The organism is Nonomuraea rhodomycinica, from assembly GCF_013363995.1.
GTDB classification, from domain to species: domain Bacteria; phylum Actinomycetota; class Actinomycetes; order Streptosporangiales; family Streptosporangiaceae; genus Nonomuraea; species Nonomuraea rhodomycinica.
The window spans coordinates 546,917-559,194 of sequence record NZ_JABWGO010000002.1 but is presented as its reverse complement, the minus strand read 5'-3'; the positions used below and the strand labels follow the sequence as shown (position 1 = coordinate 559,194).

Sequence of the window (12,278 nt, the reverse complement as noted above, 5' to 3'; positions counted from 1 at the left end):
CGGTGGTGTCTACCGGTCGCCGTAGTTGTAGAGCGGCTGGTTCACGGGCGTCGCGGTGGCGCCGGTGAAGGAGACCGTCGTGACGGTCGCGACGAGGGCGGCCACGGCGATGCCGATGATCGCTGCTAAGAGGATCTTTATCACTGGGGGGTTCCTCCTGGGGCGCGGCACTTGCGGGGGACCGTCACCAACCTAGAACCAATTCTCGCTACTCGGAAGTAGCTAAACGAAATCTTAATAAAGCCGCTGATCAATGGACCTATTCGGACGAACCTTGAGCAATCGGCCCGCCGAAACGATACAGCCGCAGGTCAGGAGTGTCCACGAGCAGCCTCGCTCCCTGGAGCAGGCGGTCGAAGTCGCGGCGTTCGGCGGGGGTCCCCGCGTCCACGACGACGTACCGGAACCCTGCTGCCGCAAGGCTTGGAGCCGGCGCTTCTAGTACACGTTCTACCATTTGCGCCCGTTCGTCCTCGCTGGCGACCACCATGCCGCCGACCCGCACGGTGTCGTTGGCGACCACCTCCCGGCCCCCGCCGCCGAAGAAGCGCTGCGCCGGGTCCAGCACCGGGCGCCCGCCGTTCCAGGGGAAGCGCCGGTAGGACTCGAACGGCAGGACGAGCACGTCGCCCGGCTCCGGGTCGCGCCGGATCGTCTCGCGGGCGGCCGTCCAGCCCGCCGGGTACGCCACCGCCCGCAGCGCCCCCGCCCCGCCCCACGCCATCGTGGGCAGCACGGCCAGGGGCACCGCCACGAGCGCGGCGACCCACCGGCCGCCGCCCGCGACCCGCCGCCCGCCGTCCGGCGGCGACCGCCTGCTTCCCGCGAGCGAGCGGGACGCCGCGGCGGCGGCCAGTCCGAGACCGGTGGCCTCCAGCAGTGCGAGGGGCGCGACGAACTGCTGGGCGTCCCGGAACACCGCGAACCCGCCCCAGAGGTGGATCAGCCAGGTGAGCGCGGCCCGGCCCGGGGCGGTCACGCCCAGGCACGCCACCCCGAACCCGGCCACCGCCGCCACCACCAGCCCCCACCGCCAGGGCGCCGCCGAGTCCCGGGGCACGGCGCGGCCCCGCCGGGAGAAGCCGGCGAAGGCCGCGAAGCCCGCGATCCCGGCCAGGGCCAGCAGCAGCCGGGCCGTCGCGCCGACCGGCGTGCCGTACCCGGCCGGCACCGCGTACGCGTTCCAGATCCCGCCCAGCGACAGCAGGGCCCCCACCGCGCCGAACGGCCCGTCCGCCCGCGCCGCGAACGCCTCCACCCCGACCCCGTCGCCCGTCAGCGCGGCGGGCCGCAGCAGCGCCGGCACCAGCCACGGCAGGCTGAACGCCCCGAGCACCACGGCCACCGCGACGACCCGCCGCACCCTCGGCCGCCGGGCCGGCGCGCCGGGAAGGCCCGGCACCGCCACGGGGAGGGCCGTCAGCGCCGCCACGGGGAGGGCCGTCAGCGCCGTGACCGTCATGGCCGCGAACCCGCCCACCGCCGCGGGCAGCGCCGCCACCGCGAACCGTCGCGCCCGCACGGCCGGGGACGACGCCGCGGCCACCGCCCACGGCAACCCCGCGTACCCCAGCAGCAGCGCCCACTGCCCCATCAGCAGCCGCTCGGCCACGTACGGGTTCCACACGTAGAACGCCCCGGCCACGAGCCCCGGCCCGAGCCCGCCGGACGGCACCAGCCGCGCCGCCCCCGAGCAGCCGAGCACGAAGACCAGCAGCAGGATCGCCTTCTGCACCAGCTCGCCGGGCAGCACGGCCGACAGCGCCGTGACCACCGCGTCGCTCGGCACCACCCGCGGCGCGCCGCCCGCCAGCCCGAACGTGAAGCGCGAGAACCCCGGGTCCGGCACGAAGACCATGTCCTGCGCCAGCACGAACCCCCACCCCAGAGCGGGCCCGAGCGCGAGGCAGCCCAGCACGAGCCCGAGCAGGGCGGCGGCCGGAGTGCGGGACATCCCGCTATGACATCACAACCACACAACGGGCATTCCACCTCAATCCCCGCGTGGATACGCTTCGCAGCGGGGAGCCGGGGGGACCGCTCCAGCGGGAGGACGGGGTGACGAGCGAGGAGGCGGCCGCGGCCCGCCCGAGGCAGGACGACGAGCCGGCGGCGGCCCGGCCGCGGCGGGACGAGGAGCCGGCGGCGGCCCGGCCGCGGCGGGACGAGGAGCCGGCGGCGGCCCGGCCGCGGCGGGACGAGGAGCCGGCGGCCCGCCCGCGGCAGCACGGCGACATCGTGCTGGCCGCGGCCATCGCCATGATCGCCGTCCAGCTCGTCTGGCGGTTCGACTTCATCCGCCGCACGTACTTCCGCCAGGACGACTTCACCTTCATCGCCCGCGGCCTGGAGCACGGCCTGACCTGGGACTACCTCATGCGGGTGGACTACGGGCACCTGATGCCGGGGCCGTTCGCGATCCACTGGGCGATGGGACGGATCGGCGTCTACAACGACGTGCTGGCCCATCTCGTCACGCTCGGCCTGCTCGCCGCCGCCGCGTTCGCGCTGCTGAGGCTGCTGCGGCTGCTGTTCGGCACGCGGCCGGCGATCCTCGTGCCGCTCGGGTTCTACCTGCTGACGCCGCTGCTGGTCTCGTCGCTGTCGTGGTGGGCGGTGGTGATCGAGACGCTGCCGTTCCAGATCGCGCTGGCCATGGCGCTGGGCTCGCAGGTCCACCACGCCCGCACCGGGCGCTTCCGGCACGCGCTGGCCGTGGCCGCCTGGGCGGTGTTCGCCATGGTGTTCTTCGTCAAGGCGCCGTTCATCCTCGTGCTGGCGTTCGTGCTGGCCGTCGGCTGGTTCCCCGGGGCGCGCCGCCGCGCCGGCGCCTGGCTGCTCCACGTCATCGTCGTCGCGGGCTACGCGGTGGTGTTCTTCCGGCAGCTCTTCACGTCCGTGCAGCTCACCGACGACACGCTGCGACCGGCTTTCCCCGACCCGGGCGTGGCCGCGAGCTTCGCCTGGAAGCTGCTGTCGGCCGCGCTGGTGCCGGGAGCGCTCGGCGGGCCGTGGCAGTGGTACCCGATCAGCGAGGACTACGCCATCGCCGCCGCACCGCCCGCGCTCGCCTGGGCCGCCCTGGGCGTCGCGGTCCTCGCGGTGGGCGTGTCGCTGTGGTACCGCAGGCGGGCCTGGCTGGCCTGGCTGACGCTGCTCGGCTACTTCGTGCTGGCCGACGTGGTGCCCGTCATGATCGGGCGCATCGTGCAGCTCGGCCCCGACCTCGGCGGGCAGGAGCTGCGGTACGTGTCCTCGACCGCGATGCTGCTCGCGATCGTGATCGGCCTCGCGTACATCCCGGTGGCCGGGGAGCGGGACCCCTGGCGGCGCCCGGCCCCCGGGCCGCGCCGGCTGCCGTGGACGCGCGCCGCGCTGCGGTACGCGTGGGTGCCGGTGGCCGCCGCGTTCACCGCCGGCTCGGTCTGGACGGCCGTCGCGTACACGCGGATGCCGCTCGGCGAGCACGTGAAGAGCTACGTCGCGACGGGCCGCGCCGCGCTCGCCCGCGCCCCGATCAACGCGGTCATCCTGGACGCGCACGTACCGGCGAGGGTCGTGCTGCCGCTGTTCTTCCGCGACTACGCGCTGGTCTCGCGGGTGCTCGGCCCCGTCGCGCCCAACCCGGTGACCTGGACGCGGCGGCTCACCGGCCCCGTGGCCAACCCGCTGGCCTTCGACGACGCCGGCCGCCTGCGCCCGGTGGACGTCCAGGGCATGACGATCCCCCAGCGCGGCGGCTGCACGCCGGTCTCCTCCCGGGAGCGGCGCTTCCGGCTGCCCGCGGCCGTGCCGGACGGCGAGTGGACCGTGCAGGTCGGCTACCTCAACCCCACGCCGTCCACGATCGCGGTGCGGCTCGGGGGCGCGGTGACGACGGTGGCGGCGGGCAAGGACTTCGGCTGGACGTTCGCCACGGTCAAGGGCGGGGGCGCCGACGTGGCCATCCGGACGACCGACGGCCGTACGGTGTGCGTGGGCGAGATCAGGCTCGGCGTGCCGCGCCCGGCGGCCAACGGCACCCCGACCCCGCTCCAGCCGGTCAGCCCCTGAGCCTCCCGGCCTCCCCGCGCACCCCGTGAGTCCCCCGTAGGGGGCCGGTCGATCGGTGGCCGGCCCCCACCTCTACGCGGCCCCCGCGGTCAGCGGCCGGGCTCCGGGTCCCGGGGCAGGCCGAGCATGCGCTCGCCGATGATGTTGAGCTGGACCTCCGTCGTCCCGCCGTAGATGGTCATGGCGCGCGTGGCGAGCACGGCGCGGTTCCAGTAGCCGGCGTCGCCGAGCGACATGTCGGCCGCCACCACCGCCGCCTGGCCGAGCAGCGAGACCGCGGTCTCCGACACGTGCTGGGCGTGCGCGGTGGACAGCAGCTTGCGCACCGACGCGTCGGCGCCCGGCTCGGAGCCGGCGAGCTGCTTGAGCGTCACCCGCAGCGACAGCGCGTTGATCGAGTGGCCCTCGCAGATCACCTCGGCGACCTGGTGCGCCTCGACCGGGGTGAGCTCCCGCCCGAGCCGACCGGCCAGCCCCAGCAGGTCGGGCACCGACGCGCCGGTGCCGCCGGAGCCGGAGGACAGCGAGACGCGCTCGTTGGACAGCGTGTTGCGGGCCACCCGCCAGCCGTCGCCCACCGCGCCGACCACCAGGTCGTCGGGCACGAAGACGTCGTCGAGGAACACCTCGTTGAACAGGTTCTCGCCGGTCATCTCGGTCAGCGGCCGGACCGTCACGCCGGGCGCCTTCATGTCCACGAGGAAGTACGTGATGCCCTCGTGCTTGGACCCGGCCGAGGAGTTGCGGGCGACGCAGATGCCCCACTCGGCGACGTGGGCGACGGAGGTCCAGATCTTCTGGCCGTTGAGCCGCCAGCCGCCCTCGACCCGCTCCGCCTTCATCTGCAGCGAGGCCAGGTCGGAGCCCGCGCCCGGCTCGGAGAAGAGCTGGCACCAGATCAGCTCGCCGCTGAGCGTCTTGGGCAGGAAGCGCTCCTGCTGCTCCTGGGTGCCGTACGAGACGATCGACGGCACCACCCACGCACCGATGATCATGGCGGGGAGGCGCACCTTGGCGGCCTTGAGCTCCTGCGCGATCAGCACCTGCTCCAGGGGCGAGGCCGCGCGGCCCCACGGCTTGGGCAGGTGCGGCATGACGAAGCCGCGCGCGGCCAGCGCCCGCTTCTGCTCCACGCCCTCCAGCGCCTTGATCTCGGCGATCTCGGCGCGGATGGACTCGCGCAGCTCCTCGGCGCCCTCCGGCAGGTCGATCTCCATCTCCCGGGACACGCCGCGCAGCGCCAGGTCGGTGACCGTGGCGGCCCAGCCGGCCGACGGGCCGAGGAGCGCGCGCAGCGTCAGCGCGCGCCGGTAGTAGAGGTGGGCGTCGTGCTCGAAGGTGTAGCCGATGCCGCCGAACGTCTGGATCGCGTCCTGGGCGCACCGCACGGCCGCGTCGGGCGCCATCACCCCGGCGATCGCGGCGGCGTACTCCAGCTCGGCGCCCTCGGCGCGGGTGGCGTCCCAGACGGTCGCGCGGGCCTGCTCCAGCGCCACCAGCATCCGCGACAGCTTGTGCTTGATGCCCTGGAACTGGCCGATCGGGCGGCCGAACTGGACGCGTACCTTGGCGTAGTCGGAGGCGGCGCGCACGCACCACGCGGCCAGGCCGGCGGCCTCGGCGCCGAGCAGCACGGCGGCCAGGTTGCGCACGTCGAGGCCCTCGACGCCCTCCAGCACCCGCCCGGCGGGCACGGTCACGTCCGCCAGCTCCACCTTCGCCGACGACCGGGTGAGGTCCAGGGACTTCAGCGGGGTGACGGCCGCGGCGGCGGCGTCGAGCGCGATCCACACCTCGCCGCCGGCGGCGGACACGGGCAGCACCAGCACGTCCGCGGACGCCCCGCCCAGCACCGGCTCGACGGAGCCCGAGACCACCAGCGACCCGTCATCGGCGAGCGTCCCCGTCAGGCCGCCCGCGGTCGCGAACGCCGTGCCGGTCAGCGCCACGGCGCCCGTGAGCGTGCCGTCGGCGAGACCCTGGAGCAGGTCATGGCGCTTGGAGGCGTGCACCACCGCGCTCGCGAGCACGGTCGGCACGTACGGGCCGGGCACCAGCCGCTCGGCCAGCGCCTCGACGGCCACCGCGGCCTCCAGCAGCCCGTAGCCGGAGCCGCCGGCCTCCTCGGGCAGGTGCAGCCCCAGCAGTCCCTGCTCGGCGAGTCCCGACCAGAACGAGGGCCGCTCGTCCGTCGGGGTCCGTGGCAGCTCGGCGGGGATGTTCCGCTCGGCCCAGCCGCTCACCGACTCGCGGAGCGCCTCGTGCTCCTCGTTCAACCCGATCGCCATAGCTCATCCTCCAGCCGCGGTCCCGGTCATGCCAGAACCATATTCTAGAGGATGCTTCTGGGATAAAGGGAAGACGTGCGCCGGGCGACGGCTGCCGGCACGAGACGCCGCGCACGGTCCCGGGCGCCGGCGTCGCCGCGCTCCGGCAGGGCGAGGACCTCGCCCGCTAGGCGGGAGTGACGCGGTCGGCCAGGGTGTTCAGGTCACGCCAGCGGGACCTGCCGCTCTCCGGGATCGAGGCGAACAGCATCGCGGGTTTGGCCCGCCCCGCGTTCACGACGGACACGAGGCCCTGGGCCACCCGCCGCCCGCCGTCCGTCCGGTAGGCGACCTCGAAGGAGAGCGTCCAGCCCTTGCCGAGGGCGGCGCGCTCGGAGCCCGTCCAGGTCAGGGTGGCGCCGGGCGGGTACTGGGCGCCGAGCGCCCACTTCGCGGCGCGCGCGGCCAGCTTGCGGTAGTCCGCCTCCTTCGCGGGCGGGGTCGCGGGCGCCGCGCCCGGCAGCGGCGCCGAGCCGATCAGCGCGACCGGGACGCCCGGCGCGGCCGCCTTGCCGGCGCGCTGCGCCACCGTGAACGGCGCGACCGTGGCCGTCTTCCACGGCGCGCCGAGGCGCGGGTAGGACAGGCCCGCCTGCTGGTCGTCCACCAGGCCGATCACGACCGAGGCCGTGCCGGGCAGCACGGCGTACTCCTTCGTGGCCGGCACGGACGGCAGCTCCACCGTGGCGGGCGACGGCGCCGCCGAGGCGGTGGCCGACCGGACGGCGGCCGTCGGCTCCGCGGCGGCGGGCGGAGGCGGGATCGAGCCGCCCTGCGGCTGCTGGTTCTTGGGCACGTCGCCGGAGAAGAGGGTGAAGATGAGGAGCACGGCCGCCACGGTGGCGATGATCGCGCCGAGGAGGTAGACGACCCGGATGGGGATGTCACCGATGCGGCTGAACAGGCCGGACTTGGGCGGGGCCGGAGGAAGGGCCGGCGGCAGCGGGTACTGCTGCGAGGGCCCCGGTCCGGAACCCACCCGGGTCGCCGCGCCCATCCACGTGCCGCCCGCCGGGGAGCCGTACGCCGGACCGCCCTGAGGGCCCGAGCGCGGCTGCGCACCGTACGAGGAACCGGCCTGGGGGCCGGAGCGCGGCTGCGCACCGTAGGGCGAGGCGCCCTGGGGGCCGGAGCGCGGCTGCGTCCCGTACGGCGCGGCAGGCTGCGGCCCGGACTGGGCCTGAGCCCCGTGCGGAGAGGCGCCCTGGGGGCCGGAGCGCGGCTGCGTCCCGTACGGCGCGGCACCCTGGGGCCCCGAACGGGGCTGCGCGCCGTACGACGGACCGGCGGGCTGAGGGCCGGAGGGCGGGCTCTGGCGGGGGCCGGACCGCGGCGCCGGGCCCTGCTGCTGCGGCCGTGACGGCGGCTCCGCGGGGCCGGACGGGCGGGGCACGGGCGGCCGGGAGATCCGGACCGTCTCGTCCGCGGGACCGGCCGTCTCGTCCGCGGGCACGACGATCTTCCGGAAGGGGGTCGTGGGAGCATCTTGGGAGGGCTGCTGGTCACCGACGTCCGCCATGACCTTGAGGTTACGTCACTTCACGCCGGGATATTTCCGCCATGTCCCGGCCAGAATTTTATTCTGTAACCGACAGTCCCCGCCACCACACCCCAACGCAGGGACCAAATCCCCACGACCCCCGCTAACAGGTCAAACGTCGCAATGGCGTATCTTTCTCCGCCCACCGGGCAGGTATCACCGCATGAGGAAGATCGTCGCAGGATTCGCCATGACCATCCTGCTGACCGGCTGCTCGGCGCTGCAGTCCGCCACCAGCGCCGGTCCCACGACGCCCTCCGGAGGCGCCACCGCCACCGCACCGTCCACCGCCCCGTCCGCCGCCACGGACACCGCGACCAGCCCGCCGGCCGGCGCGGGCGCACCGCCGTCGCCCCAGGCGCTGGAATCCGCGTACGAGCAGGTCATCAAGGAGGTCCTGCCGTCCATCGTGCAGATCACCACCAAGGTGGGCCTCGGCTCCGGGATCGTGTACGACACGGCGGGCCACATCGTCACCAACGCGCACGTGGTCGGCGAGGCCACCCAGATGCAGGTGACGCTGGCCACCGGCGGGGCCGGCCGCAGCGCCCGGCTGGTCAGGTCCTTCCCGGCCGGCGACCTCGCGGTGATCAAGGTGGACGACCCGAAGGGGCTGAAGCCCGCCCGGTTCGGCGACTCCGCCAAGCTGCGCGTCGGCCAGCTCGTGCTGGCCATGGGCAACCCGCTCGGCCTGTCGGGCAGCGTGACGGACGGCATCGTCTCCGCCCTCGGCCGCACGGTCAGCGAGCCCCAGGACCCGGAGTCCCCCGGCGCGACGATCGCCAACGCGATCCAGACCTCGGCCGCCATCAACCCCGGCAACAGCGGCGGCGCCCTCGTCGACCTGTCCGGCCAGGTCATCGGCATCCCGACGCTGGCCGCCACGGACCCGAACCTGGGCGGCGGGGCGGCGCCCGGCATCGGCTTCGCCATCCCCAGCAACACCGCCACGGACATCGCCGGCCAGATCATCCGCCAGGGCAAGGTCACCAACACGCACCGCGCCGCCCTCGGCATCCGGGGCAGCACGGTCGTCGGCCAGGACGGGCAGCCCGCGGGGGTCGGGGTGGTCAGCGTCGAGCCCGGCAGCGGCGCGCAGAAGGCGGGCATCCAGCCGGGCGACGTGATCGTCTCGATCAACGGCACCGAGACGCCGACCATGGCGGCCCTGTCCGAGACGCTGACCACGCTCAAGCCCGGCGACCAGGTCAAGGTCGGCCTCGTCCGCCCGGACGGCGGCCAGGCCACGGTCACGGCAACCCTGGGCGAGCTGCCCGGCGACTGACAGCGCCTGAGCGCCACTCACCGGCCGTCGACGGAGACCGAGCACGGCCCACTACCGGCCGACGGAGACCGAGCACGGCTCACTACCGGCCGACGGAGACCGAGCACGGCTCACCGGCGGCCGGCGGCGCCTGAACGCGGCTCACTGGCGTGCGTCGAAGACGATCTCCACGCGCCGGTTGCGGGCCCGGTTGCCCTCCACGGGCTTGCCCTCGACGATGTTCGGCAGCTTGGGCCGGCTCTCGCCGTACCCCTGCGCCTGGAGCGTGACGTCGGCGCCCGCGAGCAGCCCGCGCAGCGCCTGCTCCACCGCCTGGGCGCGGCGCTGGGACAGCCGCAGGTTGTACGCGTCGGAGCCCTGGTCGTCCGTGTGCCCCTGCACCTTGACGACACCGCCCGCGCCCTCGGCCTTGACCTGCTCGGCGACGCCCTGGAGCCGCTTGCGGGCGGCGCCGGTCAGCGTCCACCTGTCCAGCGCGAACAGCACGTCGCTGGTGAGCGCGACCGTGACCTGGGTGCCCTGCTTGGTCTCGCTCTGGGCGCCGTCGAGCGACTCGACCTCGCCGATCACGTCCTCGACGGGCAGCACGAGGTCCTCCACGGGCGCGTACGCGTCCGAGGGGACGGGCGGGACGGTGGGGCTGCTGAACAGCGGGGTCGCCGGCAGCAGCAGCCCGGCGGCGACGCCGAGCGAGGCGACGCTAAGAAATCGGGACATCGGTGAGCACGCCGATCATCGGCATCTCCACGTTGATCTTCGTGACGTCGGCGGGCGGGGCCGCGAAGACGGCGTAGAGCGAGCTGGTGGCGCCGTTCTCCAGGAACTGCCCCTGGGTCTTGGAGCAGACGCACTCGCTGTCGGCGCTCGTGCCGTTGCGGGCCACGCGGTAGCGCTTGGCGTTGACCGGGTCGATGAGCGAGACGCCGGACACCGTCATGTCGAGGGCGGCGGTGCCCATGCCGTTGTGCAGGTTGACCTTGCCGTCGAGGGCGGTGACGGTCCAGGTGAGGGTGGCGGTCCTGCCCTGGCGCTTGAGGCCGGTGATGTCCACCCTTGCCTTGCCGCTCTGGCCGCCGGAGGTCGTGCTCGCCTCACGGCTGGCGATCACCTCGGTCTGCTGGGGCGCGGCGGGGGCGGTGGTGGCGGTGGTGGTCTCGGTCCGCGCCGTGGTCTGCTGCGCCTGCCCGCTCTCGCCGCCGCCGCTCCGCTGACTGCCGGGGATCACCCCGCAGCCGGTCAGCGCCACGGCCGTGACGGCCAGCGCGATCGTCTTCCGCATGATCGTGGATCACCTTTCGGGGGGAACGCCTCCGGCGCCGGGAGCCCGGCTCGCCGCAGGGGTACGACTCTCCCACAAGCGCCGCAAATGCCTCAACTTTCACTGTTGTCACTGGTCAGCGGCCGTCAAGGCCCTCGCAACCGGCCCGTCCCCATAATCAGGGGCCAACCAGGCGAAAATCCCCAGACGCGGCCGCCAGACGAGGACACTGCCATGCGACGCCTACCGAGGGTGATCACACCCGCACTCGCCGGCCTGCTCATCGCGGGCCTGGCCGCCACCGCGACACCCGCCCAGGCCGCCGAGCTGTCCCCGACCGCCCGGGTCTCCCCGACCGTCCCGGTCGCGCGGAAGGCTCCGGCCGTCCAGGCGGCGCCGGGCGTCCAGGCGGCTCCGGCCGTCCAGGCGGCTCCGGGCGCTCCCGCCGCGCTCGCCGCGTACTACGGCCAGCGGCCGCCCTGGAAGGCGTGCGGCGGCGCCTACCAGTGCGCCAAGCTCAAGGTGCCGCTCGACTACGCCGACCCGGCCGGCGACCGGATCGACATCGCCCTGATCCGCCTGCCCGCCACCGGCAGACGGCTCGGCTCGGTCGTCATCAACCCCGGCGGCCCCGGCGGGTCCGGCATCGAGGCGGCCAGGAACGCCGACGCCTTCCTGTCCCCCGCCGTCCGCGCCCGGTTCGACCTGGTCGGCTTCGATCCGCGTGGCGTCGGCGCCTCCACCCCCGTGCGCTGCTTCACCGACGGCCAGCTCGACTCCTACTACGCCATCGACCGGACTCCCGACACCGCCTTCGAGGTCAAGAACCTGGACCTGGCGCAGAAGCAGTTCGCCCAGGCGTGCAAGGCCCGTTCCGGCAGGCTGCTGCCCCACCTCGGCACCCCGGACGCGGCCCGCGACATGGACGTGCTGCGCGCCGCCCTCGGCGAGTCGCGCCTGACGTACGTGGGCTTCTCGTACGGCACCTTCCTCGGCGCCACGTACGCCGACCTGTTCCCCGGCAAGGTGCGCGCCCTGGTGCTCGACGGCGCCATGGACCCCACCCGGACCGGCGACGAGGTCGGCACCGGCCAGTCCGGCGGCTTCGGCGTGGCCTTCGACTCGTTCCTGCGCGACTGCTTCAAGCGCGCGGACTGCCCGTTCCGCGCGCACAGGCTGAGCGCGGCCAACGCGAAGCTGGAGGCGCTGCTCAAGCGGGTGGACAGGGCGCCGCTGCGCAACCAGTACGACGGCAGGCAGGCCAGCGAGTCGATCGCGATCACCGGGATCATGTCGGCCCTCTACAGCGAGTCGGCCTGGCCCGTGCTGCGCCAGGCGCTGGCCGACGCCTTCCAGGGCGACGGGACCAGGCTGCTGCTGCTCGCGGACCTGTACAACGAGCGCCGGGCCGACGGGACGTACGCCAACAGCTTCGCCGCGCAGGAGGCCGTCGACTGCCTCGACCACCCGGCCACCCACAAGCCCGACCCCAGGAACGGGACCTCGCCGTGCGACTACTGGCCGGTCAGGCGGAAGACCTCGGTCCGGCCGCTGCGGGCCGACGGCGCGCCGACCATCCTGGTGATCGGCACCCTGCGCGACCCGGCCACGCCGTACAAGTGGGCGCAGGCGCTGGCCTCGCAGCTCTCCTCTGGCGTGCTGCTCACCTTCGACGGCGACGGCCACACCGCGTACCGCAAGGGCTCGGCGTGCGTGGACCGCTACGTGGACCGGTACCTGCTCACCCGGACCGCCCCCGCGAACGGCGCGAACTGCCCGAAGATCAAGCCCGCGACGTCCAGGTGACGCCGCCCG

Annotated in this window: 9 protein-coding genes; 3 read left to right on the top strand and 6 right to left on the bottom strand. The window is 74.4% G+C overall.

Translation table 11 applies throughout. The annotated features are described in order from the left end of the window. Nucleotides 1-9: 9 nt before the first annotated feature. Both HT134_RS46895 and HT134_RS13560 read right to left on the bottom strand, forming a co-directional pair. Nucleotides 10-144 (bottom strand): hypothetical protein, encoded by a 135-nt coding sequence (locus tag HT134_RS46895; RefSeq protein ID WP_268959883.1) that lies wholly within the window; start codon nucleotides 142-144, stop codon nucleotides 10-12. A 115-nt stretch (nucleotides 145-259) separates the two neighbouring features. Then, entirely contained in the window at nucleotides 260-1,954 is a 1,695-nt protein-coding gene (locus HT134_RS13560) for an MmpA family trehalose lipid delivery protein (protein WP_175600697.1), read from the bottom strand. A gap of 50 nt (nucleotides 1,955-2,004) precedes the next feature. Between HT134_RS13560 and HT134_RS13555 the strand changes: the two genes are divergently transcribed. Beyond that, entirely contained in the window at nucleotides 2,005-4,053 is a 2,049-nt protein-coding gene (locus tag HT134_RS13555; RefSeq protein WP_175600696.1) for a hypothetical protein, read from the top strand. Nucleotides 4,054-4,142: 89 nt separating this feature from the next. Here the strand turns inward: HT134_RS13555 and HT134_RS13550 are convergent, their stop codons facing one another. Together HT134_RS13550 and HT134_RS13545 are read right to left on the bottom strand one after the other, a co-directional pair. Further along, complete coding sequence (locus tag HT134_RS13550; RefSeq protein WP_175600695.1) at nucleotides 4,143-6,341, bottom strand: acyl-CoA dehydrogenase family protein; 2,199 nt, start codon at nucleotides 6,339-6,341, stop codon at nucleotides 4,143-4,145. 166 nt (nucleotides 6,342-6,507) lie between these two features. Further along, nucleotides 6,508-7,899: a hypothetical protein gene (locus HT134_RS13545; RefSeq protein WP_175600694.1), complete on the bottom strand. Its 1,392-nt coding sequence runs from the start codon at nucleotides 7,897-7,899 to the stop codon at nucleotides 6,508-6,510. Between the two features lie 184 nt (nucleotides 7,900-8,083). Here HT134_RS13545 and HT134_RS13540 point away from each other — a divergent pair, with 184 nt between their 5' ends. After that, entirely contained in the window at nucleotides 8,084-9,205 is a 1,122-nt protein-coding gene (locus HT134_RS13540; RefSeq protein WP_246364383.1) for a S1C family serine protease, read from the top strand. Between the two features lie 141 nt (nucleotides 9,206-9,346). On the opposite strand, the gene HT134_RS13535 is transcribed toward HT134_RS13540, so the two are convergent. Both HT134_RS13535 and HT134_RS13530 read right to left on the bottom strand, forming a co-directional pair. Continuing rightward, nucleotides 9,347-9,922 carry an OmpA family protein gene (locus HT134_RS13535; protein ID WP_175600693.1) on the bottom strand — a complete coding sequence of 192 codons (576 nt, stop codon included), beginning with the start codon at nucleotides 9,920-9,922 and terminating at the stop codon, nucleotides 9,347-9,349. After that, complete coding sequence (locus HT134_RS13530; RefSeq protein WP_175600692.1) at nucleotides 9,906-10,484, bottom strand: hypothetical protein; 579 nt, start codon at nucleotides 10,482-10,484, stop codon at nucleotides 9,906-9,908. Before HT134_RS13530 ends, HT134_RS13535 begins: the two co-directional genes overlap by 17 nt. Before the next feature lie 213 nt (nucleotides 10,485-10,697). Here HT134_RS13530 and HT134_RS13525 point away from each other — a divergent pair, with 213 nt between their 5' ends. After that, nucleotides 10,698-12,269, top strand: a complete 1,572-nt coding sequence (locus HT134_RS13525) for an alpha/beta hydrolase (RefSeq protein WP_175600691.1) — start codon at nucleotides 10,698-10,700, stop codon at nucleotides 12,267-12,269. Nucleotides 12,270-12,278: the final 9 nt, after the last annotated feature.

Excerpts from the sequence above, each read along its gene's own strand:
- HT134_RS13560 (WP_175600697.1), bottom strand. The coding sequence starts at position 1,954 with ATGTCCCGCACTCCGGCCGCCGCCCTGCTCGGGCTCGTGCTGGGCTGC.
- HT134_RS13550 (WP_175600695.1), bottom strand. The coding sequence starts at position 6,341 with ATGGCGATCGGGTTGAACGAGGAGCACGAGGCGCTCCGCGAGTCGGTG.
- HT134_RS13545 (WP_175600694.1), bottom strand. The coding sequence starts at position 7,899 with ATGGCGGACGTCGGTGACCAGCAGCCCTCCCAAGATGCTCCCACGACC.
- HT134_RS13540 (WP_246364383.1), top strand. The coding sequence starts at position 8,084 with ATGAGGAAGATCGTCGCAGGATTCGCCATGACCATCCTGCTGACCGGC.
- HT134_RS13535 (WP_175600693.1), bottom strand. The coding sequence starts at position 9,922 with ATGTCCCGATTTCTTAGCGTCGCCTCGCTCGGCGTCGCCGCCGGGCTG.
- HT134_RS13530 (WP_175600692.1), bottom strand. The coding sequence starts at position 10,484 with ATGCGGAAGACGATCGCGCTGGCCGTCACGGCCGTGGCGCTGACCGGC.
- HT134_RS13525 (WP_175600691.1), top strand. The coding sequence starts at position 10,698 with ATGCGACGCCTACCGAGGGTGATCACACCCGCACTCGCCGGCCTGCTC.